11 protein-coding genes, 1 tRNA gene and 1 pseudogene are annotated in these 14,229 nt (G+C 63.6%); 5 read left to right on the top strand and 8 right to left on the bottom strand.

All coding sequences use genetic code 11. The features are described 5' to 3' along the window. Window positions 1–3 precede the first annotated feature (3 nt). The 8 genes from nuoF to secG form a co-directional block, all read right to left on the bottom strand. Complete coding sequence (gene nuoF, locus QZ613_RS01920; protein WP_291981337.1) at window positions 4–1,332, bottom strand: NADH-quinone oxidoreductase subunit NuoF; 1,329 nt, start codon at window positions 1,330–1,332, stop codon at window positions 4–6. Further along, entirely contained in the window at window positions 1,332–1,805 is a 474-nt protein-coding gene (gene nuoE, locus QZ613_RS01915) for an NADH-quinone oxidoreductase subunit NuoE (protein WP_043564141.1), read from the bottom strand. Before nuoE ends, nuoF begins: the two co-directional genes overlap by 1 nt. Beyond that, on the bottom strand, window positions 1,805–3,058 hold the full coding sequence (locus QZ613_RS01910; RefSeq protein ID WP_043564142.1) for an NADH-quinone oxidoreductase subunit D: 1,254 nt from the start codon (window positions 3,056–3,058) through the stop codon (window positions 1,805–1,807). Before QZ613_RS01910 ends, nuoE begins: the two co-directional genes overlap by 1 nt. Beyond that, on the bottom strand, window positions 3,051–3,656 hold the full coding sequence (locus QZ613_RS01905; protein ID WP_291981334.1) for an NADH-quinone oxidoreductase subunit C: 606 nt from the start codon (window positions 3,654–3,656) through the stop codon (window positions 3,051–3,053). The genes QZ613_RS01910 and QZ613_RS01905 overlap by 8 nt, the downstream gene beginning before the upstream one ends. 25 nt (window positions 3,657–3,681) lie before the next feature. Next, entirely contained in the window at window positions 3,682–4,158 is a 477-nt protein-coding gene (locus tag QZ613_RS01900) for an NADH-quinone oxidoreductase subunit B (protein WP_043564146.1), read from the bottom strand. 3 nt (window positions 4,159–4,161) lie between these two features. After that, window positions 4,162–4,536: an NADH-quinone oxidoreductase subunit A gene (locus tag QZ613_RS01895; RefSeq protein WP_043564201.1), complete on the bottom strand. Its 375-nt coding sequence runs from the start codon at window positions 4,534–4,536 to the stop codon at window positions 4,162–4,164. Window positions 4,537–4,596: 60 nt separating this feature from the next. Then, a tRNA-Leu gene (locus tag QZ613_RS01890) sits at window positions 4,597–4,681 on the bottom strand. A gap of 67 nt (window positions 4,682–4,748) precedes the next feature. Next, window positions 4,749–5,120, bottom strand: a complete 372-nt coding sequence (secG, locus tag QZ613_RS01885) for a preprotein translocase subunit SecG (protein WP_043564148.1) — start codon at window positions 5,118–5,120, stop codon at window positions 4,749–4,751. Window positions 5,121–5,496: 376 nt separating this feature from the next. Between secG and QZ613_RS01880 the strand changes: the two genes are divergently transcribed. From QZ613_RS01880 to cphA (QZ613_RS01860), 5 genes and pseudogenes are all read left to right on the top strand, one after another. Then, window positions 5,497–6,252 (top strand): fused MFS/spermidine synthase, encoded by a 756-nt coding sequence (locus QZ613_RS01880; protein ID WP_043564150.1) that lies wholly within the window; start codon window positions 5,497–5,499, stop codon window positions 6,250–6,252. Window positions 6,253–6,365: 113 nt separating this feature from the next. Continuing rightward, window positions 6,366–8,690: an ABC transporter ATP-binding protein gene (locus QZ613_RS01875; RefSeq protein ID WP_291866742.1), complete on the top strand. Its 2,325-nt coding sequence runs from the start codon at window positions 6,366–6,368 to the stop codon at window positions 8,688–8,690. After that, the gene (locus tag QZ613_RS01870) at window positions 8,690–9,160 is read left to right on the top strand and encodes a DUF1854 domain-containing protein (protein ID WP_291866813.1); all 471 of its coding nucleotides are present in this window, start codon (window positions 8,690–8,692) and stop codon (window positions 9,158–9,160) included. The genes QZ613_RS01875 and QZ613_RS01870 overlap by 1 nt, the downstream gene beginning before the upstream one ends. A gap of 160 nt (window positions 9,161–9,320) precedes the next feature. Next, window positions 9,321–11,486: pseudogene (gene cphA, locus QZ613_RS01865) on the top strand (cyanophycin synthetase); the annotation flags it as partial. Between the two features lie 157 nt (window positions 11,487–11,643). After that, a complete protein-coding gene (cphA, locus tag QZ613_RS01860) occupies window positions 11,644–14,226 on the top strand; it encodes a cyanophycin synthetase (RefSeq protein ID WP_043564154.1) in 2,583 nt (860 codons plus the stop codon). The last annotated feature ends 3 nt before the right edge of the window (window positions 14,227–14,229 follow it).

The following is a 14,229-nucleotide window of genomic DNA, read 5'->3' as shown; positions in this document are numbered from 1 at the left end:
ACCTTAAACCGTTGCCGTGAAGAAGCCGCTGCCGGCGCGCTGGACGTCAACGGGCACGAGGCACTTCTTGTGTTCGATGTGGTACGCGAACTCGTCGTGAAAATGCTTGATGAAGCTCTGTACCGGCATGGACGCGGCGTCGCCAAGCGCGCAGATGGTGCGACCCATGATGTTGGTGGTGACGCTGGACAGCAGGTCGAGGTCGTCGGCGCGCCCGCGCCCGGTCTCGATGCGGTGCACTACCCTGTACAGCCAGTTGGTTCCTTCACGGCAAGGGGTGCACTGCCCGCAGGATTCTTCGTAGTAGAAGAAGGAAAGGCGCTCCAGCGCTTTCACCATGCAGGTCGTTTCGTCCATTACGATGACCGCTCCCGAACCGAGCATGGAGCCGGCCTTGCTGATCGAGTCGTAATCCATCGTGCACTCCATCATCACCGCTGCAGGCACTACCGGAGACGAGGAGCCGCCTGGAATGCACGCCTTCAGCTGGCGACCGCCGCGCATTCCACCCGCCATCTCGAGCAACGTGGCGAATGGCGTTCCGAGCGGGATCTCGTAATTGCCGGGCCGGTTGACGTGACCCGAAATCGAGAACAGCTTGGTTCCTCCGTTGTTCGCCTTGCCCGCCTCCAGGTAGGTCTCGCCACCCAGGTTGATGATGTACGGGATCGAGGCAAAGGTCTCGGTGTTATTGATGGTGGTCGGCTTGCCGTACAGTCCGAAGGACGCGGGAAAAGGCGGCTTGAAGCGGGGCTGACCCTTTTTCCCCTCGATCGACTCGAGCAGCGCGGTTTCCTCGCCACAGATGTAGGCACCGTAGCCGTGATGGGCAAAGAGGTCGAAGTCGAAGCCCGAAGCCAAGAGATTACGGCCCAGGAAGCCGGCCGCCCGCGCCTCGTCGAGCGCCTCTTCGAAGCGCTCGTAAATCTCCCACACCTCGCCGTGGATGTAGTTGTAACCGCGCGCCGCGCCCATCGCGTAGGCGGCGATGGCCATCCCTTCGATCACCGAATGCGGGTTATAGCGCAGGATGTCGCGATCCTTGAAAGTACCCGGCTCACCTTCGTCGGAATTGCAGACCACGTACTTGTCGCCGGGAAACGAGCGGGGCATGAAACTCCACTTGAGACCGGTCGGAAAGCCAGCGCCGCCACGCCCGCGCAAAACCGATTTCTTGACCTCGTTGATGACGAATTCCTGCGTCTGCTTCTCTTCGAGAATCCGCCGCAAGGCAGAGTAACCGCCGCGCTTGACGTAGTCGGTAAGCCGCCAGGCATTGTCACCGTCCAGATCAAGGCTCAACATCGGGTTGATTGCACCGAGAATCGCCATTACTTCAGCTCCGCCAGCAGTTGGTCGATTTGCTCGGGATTCATCCAGCTGCACATCCGACGATTGTTGACGATCATCACCGGCGCATCGCCGCAAGCGCCCATGCACTCGCCTTCCTTGAGGGTGATCAGGCCGTCCGGCGTCGTTTCGTTATAGCCGATACCAAGCTTGCTCTTGAGGTACTCTCCGGCATCGACACCACCGGAGAGCATGCACGGCAGATTGGTGCACACCGAGACCTTGTACTTGCCGACCGGTTTCAAGTCGTACATGTTGTAGAAGGTCGCCACCTCGTAGGCGGCCACCGGGGCCATGCCGAGGTAGTTGGCGACGCACTCGATCGCTTCACTGGACAACCACCCCTTCTCTTCCTGGGCAATCGCCAGAGCGGCCATTACTGCCGACTGCTTCTGGTCCGCCGGATACTTGGCGATTTCGCGGTCGATCTTCTTGAGGGATTCTGAGGTCAGCATCAACGGTCAATCTCGCCAAAAACAACGTCCTGCGAACCAATGATGGTCACCACATCGGCCAGCATGTGGCCACGCGCCATTTCGTCCATTGCCGAAAGATGCACATAGCCCGGAGCACGTATCTTCAAGCGGTATGGCTTGTTCGCCCCGTCAGAAATAATGTAGATGCCGAACTCTCCCTTGGGATGCTCGACCGCCGAGTAGGCCTCGCCTTCGGGCACGTGCATGCCTTCCGTACACAGCTTGAAGTGGTGAATCAGCTCTTCCATGTTGGACTTCATGGCTTCGCGATCCGGTGGCGCAACCTTATGGTTGTCGGACATCACCGGGCCCGGGTTCTGCCGCAACCAGTCGATACACTGCTTGAGGATGCGATTCGACTGGCGCATCTCTTCCATGCGCACCAGGTAGCGATCGTAGGAGTCGCCAGTCTTGCCAACCGGGATGTCGAAGTCGACCCGGTCATAGACCTCATAGGGCTGCTTCTTGCGCAAATCCCAGGCGATGCCAGAACCGCGCAGCATCGGACCGGTGAAGCCGCGCTGCAGGGCGCGCTCGGGCGTGACGATGGCCACGTCGACCAGGCGCTGCTTCCAGATCCGGTTGTCGGTGAGCAGCGTCTCGTACTCGTCGAGCAGCTTCGGAAAGCGGCTGGCAAAATCGTCGAGGAAATCAAGCAGGGAACCACTGCGCGCCTCGTTGAACGGCTTGATCTGGGCGGAGCTCTTCCACTTCGACTCCTGGTACTGCGCCATGCGATCAGGCAGGTCACGGTAGACGCCGCCCGGCCGATAGTAGGCCGCGTGCATGCGCGCACCGGAGACCGCCTCGTAGGCATCGACCAGGTCTTCGCGTTCACGGAAGGCGTAGAGCACCATGGTCATCGCGCCGACGTCCAGGCCGTGACAGCCGATCCACAGGAGGTGATTCAGGATGCGCGTGATTTCGTCGAACATCACCCGGATGTACTGCGCACGGATCGGCACCTCGACCTGCAGAAGACGCTCGATGGCCATGCAGTAGGCGTGTTCGTTGCACATCATCGACATGTAGTCGAGGCGGTCCATATAGGGCACCGACTGAATCCAGGTCTTTGTTTCTGCGAGCTTCTCTGTCGCCCGATGGAGCAGACCGATATGCGGATCGGCACGCATCACGACTTCGCCGTCAAGTTCCAGAACCATTCGCAGCACGCCATGCGCAGCCGGGTGCTGCGGCCCGAAGTTCAAGGTAAAGTTGCGCAGTTCAGGCATTTTCGGCGTTCCCGTAGGTCGCTTCGCGAACGATGCGCGGGGTAATCTCGCGCGGCTCGATGGTCACCGGTTGATAGATCACGCGCTGCTGCTCGGGGTCGTAGCGCATTTCGACGTAGCCGGAAATCGGAAAGTCCTTGCGGAACGGATGCCCGATGAAACCGTAGTCGGTAAGAATCCGGCGCAGGTCGTCATGACCCGGGAAAACAATGCCGAAGAGATCGAACGCTTCGCGCTCGAACCAGTTCACGCTGTTCCAGATGGAAGTCACCGAAGGCAGGGACGGGAAGTCGTCGTCAGGCGCAAAGCAGCGCACGCGCAGACGCCAGTTCTTGCTGATCGACAACAGGTGACTGACGGCCGCGAAACGCAGACCTTCGCGCGCCTCGTTGCCATACGCCGAATAGTCGACGCCGCACAAATCAATCAGCTCTTCAAAGGCCAGGTCAGGCTCGTCGCGAAGCGCCTGCATGACGGAAAAGTAATCGGCAGCTTCCACCTCAAGAGTCACCTCGCCGAACGCCAGCTTCAGGGACTTCACTCGATCACCGAGACACTGCTGCAGGTTCTGGCTAAGGGCTTCCAGCTTGGCGGACATGACTCACACTCTCAATTGATTGTTTTCAGCGGGCGATGGTACTGGTCCGACGAATCTTGTTCTGCAACTGGATCAGACCATAGATCAGCGCCTCGGCCGTCGGCGGACAGCCCGGAACGTAGATATCGACGGGGACGATGCGGTCGCATCCGCGCACCACCGAATACGCGTAATGATAGTAGCCACCGCCATTGGCACAGGAACCCATCGACACCACCCAGCGCGGCTCCGCCATCTGATCGTAAACCTTGCGCATGGCCGGCGCCATCTTGTTGGTCAGAGTGCCGGCAACCACCATCACGTCGGACTGGCGCGGACTGGGGCGGAAGACGATGCCGAAACGATCCAGATCGTAACGCGAGCAGCCGGCATGAATCATCTCGATGGCGCAACAGGCAAGCCCGAAGCTCATTGGCCACATCGAACCCGTACGCACATAGTTGATCAGCTGGTCGGCCGTCGTAGTGACAAAGCCTTCCTGCAGAATGCCGTCAATTCCCATCGCTCACTCCCAGTCCAGAGCGCCCTTGGCCCAGGCATAGATATAGCCAACGACCAGAATGGCGATGAAAACCAGCATCTCGATGAAGCCGAACCACTTCACCGAATCGGTCTCGACGATCTCCTTGAAGATCGTCGCCCACGGCAGAAGGAAAGCAACCTCGAGGTCAAAAAGGATGAAGATGATGGCGATCAGGTAGTAGCGCACATCGAACTTCATGCGCGCATCTTCAAAAGCCTCGAAGCCGCACTCGTACGGGGAGAGCTTTTCGCTGTCGGGACGGTGCGGGGCGACGAGCAGACCGGTGACGACCGGCGCCACGCCGAACGCAACACCAATCAATATGAAGACAAGTACCGGGAAATAGCCTTCCAGCATGATCCGCCCCACAGGTGCTTCGATTCAGACTTACAGCCACCCACTTTGAATGGCCATTCCTGGTGCCGACGATGAGACTCGAACTCATACGACCGAAGTCACTACCCCCTCAAGATAGCGTGTATACCAATTTCACCACGTCGGCATTACCACACTCGGCAGGCGAGAAAATCGAGGAACAAAGCCTTTCTCGGAGCCGCTTTCAAACCAGATTACCGGGGAATATCCTTCGCCTTCGAATCAGGATTCGCAGGGACTTTACCCTGCTCAACACCACCCGACGGCGGCGCTGGAACTGGCGCAGATCTTACCGCATCCTCCATCACACTGCCAGTCGTTTTTGGCGCACTCGACGCCAGATAGGCCAGCGACAAACTCGTCACAAAGAAGACGGTGGCCAGCACCGCCGTCGCGCGACTGAGGAAATTGGCGGAACCCGTCGCGCCGAAAAGGCTGCCCGATGAGCCACTACCGAAAGCGGCGCCCATGTCGGCGCCCTTGCCGTGCTGCACCAGGACGAGCCCGATCACGCTCACCGCCGCCAGGATGTGCACTGCCAGAACCACAGAAAAAAGATATTCCATATAACCTCTTAGTCCACCCGTCGCACAGCCGCGCCAAGGCCAGAAAAACTTTGGTAGTATACCGATTTTGGGCGGCGCCGGTCAATTGACGATCGCCGTCTTGACGACATCAGCGGCCGCCACGCGGCGCGAGCGTCGACCGGCCAGACGATCCGGGCAAGCACCGGGTAGCCCCGGCCGGCATGATCCCGACCCGCGAAACGCGCCAGCAAGAAGAAACCACCATGATCTCCCCGACATCCGGCACCGACGGTCGACAAGACCGGCGCGCCCGCCCTTGGACCCGAGCAAAGGCGCGTTCCTGGCGCGCGTTCGCCGCGTGCCGCCGGCGCTCGCCAGGCAACCTCCCAGACAACGACGACGGCCAAGAGATCGAATGGCGCATAACCTGATCGACGTCAGCGAAAGAGCCGGCGTCCGCTACCTCCACTTCTCGTCGGACTGGGTGCAGGGGGCGATGCGCATCCAGCGTCCGAACGCGCTCGAGTTGCCCTACACGCGCGAGATGATGGCCGGACTGCTCCTCCGCGAGCCGCCATGGCCGCGCGAGGCATTGCTGATCGGGCTGGGCCCCGGATCGCTGGCCAAATTCATCTACCATCAGCTGCCGGCAACCAAGATCACCGTCGTTGAAATCGATCCGCAGGTCGAAGTCGTCGCCCGGCTGCACTTCGGACTCCCCGACGATCCCCTGCGCCTGCGCGTGCTGATCGGTGACGGCGCGGCGCACATGCTTGCCGGCGACAGCCGCTACGACTACATCCTGGTCGACGGCTTTGACAAGAAGGCCCGCGCCGGCGTACTCGACACGCTCCCTTTCTACCAGGCCTGTCGCTCGCGCCTGAGCGATAGCGGGCTACTGGCCGTCAATCTGCTCGGCCGCGAACGCGGCTTCCAGGCAAGCAGCCAGCGCATCAGCGACGCATTTGACGGTCGCGCGCTCGTCTTTCCGTCCTGCGACAGCGGCAATACTATCGCCTTTGCGGCAGCCGGTGACCCGGTCGACAGCAGCTTCGACGAACTGATCCGCCGTGCCGATCAGTGCCGGGCAGCCAGCGGACTGAATCTCCTGCCCACCATCGCCCGCTTGCAAGTCGCGCGCCGCTACCAGGGCGATCGCTTGACGATCTGATCGCTGCGGCACGACCCCGCTGGCGGGCATCGCCGGCAGCACTCTGAAGGCGAGTATACTTGCCGCCTGCAACGAAAACACCTCCGGCAGCCTTGCTTGAAAAACCCTCCTCGATGACCGCAGCCAACCACGCATCCACCGCCCAGAGCGCCGCCCTCGCCAAGGTTTCCGCACCGCCGCTGCCCGCCGCATGGACAGAACGCGTGCAACCCCAATTGGCCGCTGACGAGGAGGTACTGGCCTGGCTGGAGATCGACCTCGACGCAAGCCTGCGCTTTTCTGCCGGCATCGTAGTCGTCAGCAACGCCCGCCTGATGGCCATGGGGTCTGGCGACGAGAGTGTGCACAGCTGGCCGTACCAGCCAGGCCTCACCCTGACGCGCAGCGACCACGCCGGGGTCGGCACGCTCGAACTGTGTGCCACCGATGAGCGCCTGGCGCACTGGCGCTACACGCTCGGCACGGACGTCGCCGCCGGACGGCTGATCGACCACTTCACGCGGCAGTTGAATTTCCACCTCACTGGCAGGCTGCCAGCACCGGCAGCACCAGGCGTGTGCCCAAGCTGCGAAACGCCACTCCTCGCCGGCGACGAGCAGTGTCCGGTATGCAGCAAGGAAATTCACCAACCGCCTTCGACCTGGACCCTGCTCCGCCTTGGCCGCTTCGCGAGACCCTACCGCGGGCAGCTTCTCGCCGGGTTCACGCTCTCGCTGCTGAGCACCGCGGCCACCCTGGTGCCCCCCTACCTGACCATGCCGCTGATGGACAAGGTCCTGATCCCCTACCAGAACGGTCAGGCGATCGATCCGGCACTGGTCGCGCTCTATCTCTCCGGCCTGCTCGGCGCTGCCCTGGTCGCCTGGATCCTCGGCTGGGCACGCACCTACATCCTGGCGCTGGTCTCCGAGCGCATCGGAGCCGACCTGCGCACCGCCACCTACGAACACCTGTTGACGCTTTCGCAGGAGTACTTCGGCGGCAAGCGAACCGGCGACCTGATGGCCCGCATCGGCTCGGAGACCGATCGCATCAACATCTTTCTGTCGTTGCACCTGCTCGATTTCGCCACCGACGTACTGATGATCGTGATGACCACCGCCATCCTCATGTCGATCGACGTCAGACTGGCACTGGTGACCCTCCTGCCGCTGCCGATCATCGCCTGGCTGATCCACGTCGTGCGCGAGAGACTGCGCACCGGCTTTGAGCGCGTGGACCGCGTGTGGGCGGAAGTGACCAACGTCCTCGCCGACACCATTCCCGGTATTCGCGTCGTCAAGGCCTTCGCCCAGGAAGCGCGCGAGACCAGCCGTTTCCGCACCGCCAACGCGCACAATCTCGAAGTGAACGACCGGGTCAACAAGGTCTGGTCGCTGTTTTCGCCAAGCGTCACCCTGCTCACCGAAATAGGCCTGCTCATCGTCTGGGCTTTCGGCATCTGGCAGATTGCCAGCGACCACATCACGGTCGGCGTGCTGACCGCATTTCTTGCCTACATCAGCCGCTTCTACCTGCGCCTGGACTCGATGAGCCGCATCGTTTCGGTCACCCAGAAGGCCGCCGCGGGCGCCAAGCGCATCTTCGATATCCTCGACCACGTGTCCAGCGTTCCCGAGCCGTCAACGCCGGTGCACCTGGCGAAAGTCACCGGGCGTATCGAACTGCGCGGCGTCGGCTTCCGCTACGGAACGCGCAGCGTCACCCGCGACATCAGCATCGACATTGCCCCCGGCGAGATGGTCGGCCTGGTTGGCCACAGCGGCTCCGGAAAGAGCACGCTGGTCAACCTGATCTGCCGCTTCTATGACGTCAGCGAGGGCGCCATTCTGATCGATGGCGTGGACATCCGCTCGCTGCCGGTGGCCGAGTACCGCCAGCACATCGGCCTGGTGCTGCAGGAGCCGTTCCTCTTTTTCGGCACCATTGCCGAAAACATCGCCTACGGAAAGCCCGCGGCGACACGCGCCGAAATCGTCGCCGCCGCCCGCGCCGCGCACGCGCACGAATTCATTCTGCGCCTGCCGCACGGCTACGATTCGCTGGTCGGCGAACGCGGCCAGGCACTCTCGGGCGGCGAACGACAGCGCATCTCGATCGCCCGCGCGCTGCTCATCGACCCGCCCATCCTGATTCTCGACGAAGCGACCTCGTCGGTCGATACGACCACCGAGAAGGAGATCCAGAAAGCCCTCGACAATCTGGTTCGCGGGCGGACCACGATTGCCATCGCGCACCGCCTCTCCACCCTGCGCGACGCCGATCGCCTGGTCGTTCTCGACCGTGGCAGCGTCGTCGAGGTCGGCAGCCATGACCAGTTGATGGCTTGCGAGGGCCACTACTACCGCCTCTACCTGGCGCAGGCGCGCAACGTCGACAATGAAGACAGCTTGAGCAGCGTCGAACTCGCACGCGCCGCCGACGGAGAACGCCTGTGATCACCGCGCCCGACTATCGCTTGCAACGCAACGCCTTCGGACGACTCGAGCTGACCACTGCCGGCGGCGAGACGCACGCCGGAGTGGTGCCTGTGCGCGCCTTCCCGATCAGCGCTCCTGACGACGGCATCGGCCTGGTCGACCCGCATGGCCGTGAACTGGCGTGGATCGAGCAGCTCAGCGAGCTGCCGGACGAAATGCGTGCGCTGGTCGAAAGCGAGCTGAGCGGTCGTGAATTCATCCCCGAGATCAGGCGCCTGATCAGCGTCTCGAGTTTTGCCACGCCAAGTACCTGGCAGGTGGAGACCGATCGCGGCACGACCACTTTCGTCCTCAAGGGCGAGGAAGACATTCGCCGCCTCGACTCGCCGGCCCTGCTGATCGCCGACAGCCACGGCATTCACTTCCTGATCCGCGACCGCTACGCGCTCGATGCACCGAGCCGGCGATTTCTGGACCGCTTCCTGTGAACCTGGCAACGGCAACTGCCGCATCCGACCCTGAGCCCGGTCAGCCGATTCGCAGCTGCCGCGTTATAGCCACGATAAGCTCGCTCGGGCCTCCGAGCGGATCACCCGCAGCCCCTCTTGCGCCAAGGCGCGCCCACCCGTCCGTGCCTGGAATGACCCCATGAAAAACAAAGACATCAAGTTCCTCGAGATCCGCTACCTGCGCGGCCCGAACATCTGGACCTACCGCCCGGTCATCGAGGCGGTCGTCGATATCGGCGAACTTGAGGACTTCCCGTCGAACACCATCCCCGGCTTCTACGAACGCCTCACCGGGCTGCTTCCGTCGCTGATCGAGCATCGCTGCAGCTACGGTGAGCGCGGAGGCTTCCTGCGCCGCGTCCAGGAAGGCACCTGGCCGGCGCACATCCTCGAACACGTCACCCTCGAATTGCAGAACCTCGCCGGCATGCCCGGCGGTTTCGGCAAAGCCCGAGAAACCTCCACCCGTGGCGTGTACAAGGTCGTCGTTCGCGCCTGGCACGACGAGGTGACCCGCGCCTGCCTGTATTCCGGCCGCGAGCTGCTGCTGGCCGCCATTCACGAGACGCCTTTCGACGTTGCCGCCGCGGTCGCGCACTTGACCGACATGGCCGAGCGCAAACTGCTCGGACCGAGCACCAGTTGCATCGTCGACGCGGCAACGGCCAAAGACCGGCGCATACCGGCGATTCGCCTGCTCGCCACCGGCAATCTCGTGCAGCTTGGCTACGGCTCGCGCAGCCGACGTATCTGGACCGCAGAAACCGACCGCACCAGCGCCATTGCCGAGGGCATCTCGCGCGACAAGGACCTGACCAAGAGCCTGCTCTCGTCGTGCGGCGTACCGGTCCCCGAAGGACGCCTGGTCGACAGCGCCAACGACGCCTGGGAAGCCGCCGAAGACATTGGCTATCCGGTGGTCGTCAAACCCTCCGACGGCAACCATGCCCGTGGCGTATTCACCAACCTGATGAGCCCCGCAGAAGTCGAGGCGGCGTATGCTGCCGCCGTCACGGAAGGTAGCGGTGTCATCGTCGAACGCTATGTATGCGGCTCGGAGCACCGCCTGCTGGTCATCGGCGGCAAGCTGGTCGCCGCCGCCCGCGGCGAGACGGCCAAAGTCACGGGTGACGGCGAGTCGACCATCGACCAGCTGATCGACAGCCAGATCAACTCCGACCCCCGCCGCGGCGCCGAAGAGGAGTATCCGCTGGACATACTCTCGCTCAGCGATAACCCGGTCGCCCGACTCGAAGTCACGCGCCAGGGTTTCAGCGGTGATTCGATCCCGCCCGCCGGTCGCGAAGTACTGATCGTGCGCAGTGGCAACCACACCGACGACATCACCGACAGCGTACACCCCGACACCGCTGCCACCGCGTCACTCGCCGCGCGCATCGTCGGCCTCGACATCGCCGGCGTAGACCTGGTCTGCGAAGACATTTCCCGGCCGCTCGACGAGCAGCGCGGCGCGATCGTCGAGGTTAACGCCGGCCCCGGGCTGCTCATGCACCTGAAACCGGAAAGCGGCGAGCCGCGCCCGGTCGGTCGCGCCATCGTCGAGCAGTTATTCCCCAACGGTGACGACGGCCGCATCCCGGTCATCGGCGTCAGCGGCAGCTTTGGCAAGACCACCGTCGCCAACCTCGTCGCGCGCTTCCTGACGCTCTCCGGCAAGCATACCGGGCTGGCCTGCAGCGACGGCCTGTTCCTCGATCGGCGTTGCATCGCCAAGGGCGACAACGCCACCTGGGGAGCAGCCAACCGCATCCTGATGAACCGGGCCGTAGACGCGGCGGTGCTGGAAAATGGCAGCGACACCGTTCTCGACGAAGGCCTGGCTTACGATCGCTGCCTGATCGGCGTGATCACCAACGTAGACCCCGCCCGCCATGTTGGCCGCTACCACATCGAAACACCCGAGCAGGTGTTCACTGTCCTGCGTACCCAGGTGGACCTGGTTCTGCCCGGCGGCGCCGCGGTGCTCAATGCCGGCCATCCCATGCTCGTCGAAATGGCCGCCCTGTGCGACGGCGAGGTCATTTTCTTTGCCACAGACCCCGAGCAGCCGGCGCTCGTCAACCACCGGGCGCTGGGCAAGCGCGCGGTGTTCGTTCGCGGGGGACAGGTGGTCCTCGCCAGTGGCAACGACGAGACGCCCATCGTCAGCCTGCAGGGAATACCGCTGACCGATGGTGGCAGCGTCGACTTCGAGATCGAGAACGTTCTCGCCGCCACCGCCGCGGCGTGGGCGCTGGGCATAGGACCGGAATTGATCCGCACCGGGCTGGAGACCTTCACCGTCGCCTGACGATGATCGACTGACCAGCCACCAGGAGTGAAGAAATGAGCCACAGACCGGCCGCGCAATAGCTTGATCGGCGCGCGCCGAACCGGAAACACGGCAGCCACGCGGACCTAACTGGCCGTCGTCCGCAGCGAAGCAGAAAGGGAAACTGTTCATGGAAGTATCGCGTATCCGCGCTCTGCGCGGCCCCAACCTCTGGAGCCGGCACACGGCGATCGAGGCGATTGTCTGTTGCGCCGAAGACGAGCGCAGTATCGACGACCTGCCCGGCTTCGAGGATCGTCTGCGCGCGCGCTTTCCGGAACTGGCCATGCTGCGCCCGGCGGGTCATGATGAAGCGGTATCGATGGCCCAGGCGCTGGAGTTCGCCGCCCTCGGCCTGCAGGCGCAGGCGGGCTGCCCGGTCACCTTCAGCCGCACGGCCAGGACGCTGGAAGCCGGCACCTATCAGGTGATCGTCGAATACAGCGAAGAGGTCGTAGGCCGCCTGGCTTTCGAACTTGCCCAGGACCTCTGCCATACCGCGGTCGACGATGCGCCTTTCGACCTCGACGACGCGCTCAGCCGCTTGCGCGAACTCGACGAGGATGTCCGCCTCGGCCCGAGTACCGGAGCCATCGTCTATGCGGCGATGGCGCGCAACATCCCTTATCGCCGGCTGACGGAAGGGAGCATGGTCCAGTTCGGCTGGGGCAGTCGCCAGAGACGCATCCAGGCCGCCGAAACCGATCGCACCAGCGCCGTTGCCGAAGCCATCGCGCAGGACAAGGAACTGAGCAAGATCCTGCTGCACGCGGCCGGCGTCCCGGTTCCCGCCGGGCGACCGGTATTGAGCGCCGAAGACGCCTGGGCAGCAGCCTGCGAGATCGACGCCCCGGTGGTCGTCAAACCTCAGGATGGTAACCAGGGCAAGGGGGTCGCCGTCAATCTGGTCAGCCGCGAGCAGATCGAGGCGGCCTACGCAATCGCTTTCCAGGTCAGCGACGAAGTCCTCGTCGAACGTTACATCCCGGGCCACGACTACCGCCTCCTGGTGGTCGGCGACAAGTTGATCGCCGCCGCCCGCCGCGACCCGCCGCTGGTCGTCGGCGACGGCGTGCACGATATCCGCGAGCTCGTCGAGCGGGTCAACAACGACCCGCGGCGTGGCGAAGGTCACGCCACCTCCCTGACCCGGATTCGCCTCGACGAAGTCGCCCTGGCACGCCTGGCGAGCGGCGGGCTGACTCCGGAGTCGGTGCCACCCAGAGGTTCGCGCGTCGTCCTGCGCAATAACGCCAATCTATCGACCGGCGGTACGGCGACGGACGTCACCGACGACGTGCATCCCGAGTTTGCCGCGCAGGCGGTTGCCGCGGCACGGACCATCGGCCTCGACATCGCCGGCGTCGACGTCGTCTGTGACAGCGTCCTGCGGCCGCTCGAGGAACAGGGTGGCGGCATCGTCGAGCTCAACGCCGCGCCAGGGCTGCGCATGCACCTGCAACCGTCGTTCGGCAAGGGGCGACCGGTGGGCGAAGCGATCATCGGCAACATGTTCGCCGACGGCGACGAAGCACGTATCCCGCTGATTGCGGTGTCGGGAACCAACGGCAAGACGACGACCGTGCGCCTGATCGCCCACATTCTTGCCGCCCAGGAGCTGCGCGTCGGCATGACCACCACCGACGGCGTCTATGTCGAGGGGCGACGCATCGACACCGGCGACTGCAGCGGTCCGAAAAGCGCCAGAAACGTCCTCTTCCACCCCGATGTCGACGCTGCAGTTCTGGAGACCGCTCGCGGCGGCGTGCTGCGCGAGGGGCTCGGCTTCGACCGCTGCGATGTTGCCGTGGTCACCAACATCGGTCTCGGCGACCACCTTGGACTCTCCTACATCAGTACGGTGGAGGATCTGGCGGTGGTCAAGCGGGTCATCGTTCAGAACGTCAGGCCCGAGACCGGCGTCGCCGTACTCAACGCCGCCGACCCGGTGGTTTCGCGGATGGCCGACGCCTGCCCCGGCAGCGTCATCTTCTTCGCTATCGACCGCAATCATCCGCTGATGGCTCTGCACCGCGCACAAAGAAAGCGCGTCGTCTACCGCGACGGCGCGTCGATCGTCGCCTCGGGAGGCGGCGTCGAACACCGCATCGCGCTGGCCAACATTCCGGTCACCCAGCATGGCGCCATCGGCTTCCAGGTCGAAAACGCGATGGCCGCCATTGCCGCCGCCTGGGCTATGGCAGTCCCCTGGGAAACGATACACGGCGCTCTGGCCAGTTTCGTCAACGACGCCCAGACGGCGCCCGGCCGCTTCAACGTCTTCAGCTATCGCGGCGCCACCCTGGTCGCCGACTACGGCCACAACCCGGACGCCATCCAGGCCCTGGTCGAGGCCATCGACAACCTGCCGGCCCCCCCCGACAGTCGCCGCTCCGTCGTCATCAGCGGCGCTGGCGACCGGCGTGATGAAGACATCCGCGGCCAGACCGAGATTCTCGGCGGCGCCTTCGATCGCGTCGTTCTCTACCAGGATCAGTGCCAGCGCGGACGCGCCGATGGCGAAGTGCTGGCCCTGCTGCAGCAGGGCTTGCTCAACGCCACGCGCGCGTCCGAAGTCCAGGAAGTTCATGGCGAGTTTCTGGCGATCGATACCGCCCTTGCCCAATTGCAGCCAGGCGACCTGTGCCTGATCCTGATCGATCAGATAGAGGAGGCGCTCGAACACATCGGCAAACGGCTGGCCGAGGGCTGAAAC

Source organism: Candidatus Accumulibacter sp. ACC005, from assembly GCF_907163215.1.
In the GTDB taxonomy this organism is placed as follows: Bacteria; Pseudomonadota; Gammaproteobacteria; order Burkholderiales; family Rhodocyclaceae; genus Accumulibacter; species Accumulibacter regalis.
The sequence above is the reverse complement of the archived record's forward strand: the minus strand, read 5'-3'. Positions and strand labels throughout refer to the sequence as shown.

Excerpts from the sequence above, each read along its gene's own strand:
- nuoF (WP_291981337.1), bottom strand. The coding sequence starts at position 1,332 with ATGGCGATTCTCGGTGCAATCAACCCGATGTTGAGCCTTGATCTGGAC.
- nuoE (WP_043564141.1), bottom strand. The coding sequence starts at position 1,805 with ATGCTGACCTCAGAATCCCTCAAGAAGATCGACCGCGAAATCGCCAAG.
- QZ613_RS01910 (WP_043564142.1), bottom strand. The coding sequence starts at position 3,058 with ATGCCTGAACTGCGCAACTTTACCTTGAACTTCGGGCCGCAGCACCCG.
- QZ613_RS01905 (WP_291981334.1), bottom strand. The coding sequence starts at position 3,656 with ATGTCCGCCAAGCTGGAAGCCCTTAGCCAGAACCTGCAGCAGTGTCTC.
- QZ613_RS01900 (WP_043564146.1), bottom strand. The coding sequence starts at position 4,158 with ATGGGAATTGACGGCATTCTGCAGGAAGGCTTTGTCACTACGACGGCC.
- QZ613_RS01895 (WP_043564201.1), bottom strand. The coding sequence starts at position 4,536 with ATGCTGGAAGGCTATTTCCCGGTACTTGTCTTCATATTGATTGGTGTT.
- secG (WP_043564148.1), bottom strand. The coding sequence starts at position 5,120 with ATGGAATATCTTTTTTCTGTGGTTCTGGCAGTGCACATCCTGGCGGCG.
- QZ613_RS01880 (WP_043564150.1), top strand. The coding sequence starts at position 5,497 with ATGGCGCATAACCTGATCGACGTCAGCGAAAGAGCCGGCGTCCGCTAC.
- QZ613_RS01875 (WP_291866742.1), top strand. The coding sequence starts at position 6,366 with ATGACCGCAGCCAACCACGCATCCACCGCCCAGAGCGCCGCCCTCGCC.
- cphA (WP_043564154.1), top strand. The coding sequence starts at position 11,644 with ATGGAAGTATCGCGTATCCGCGCTCTGCGCGGCCCCAACCTCTGGAGC.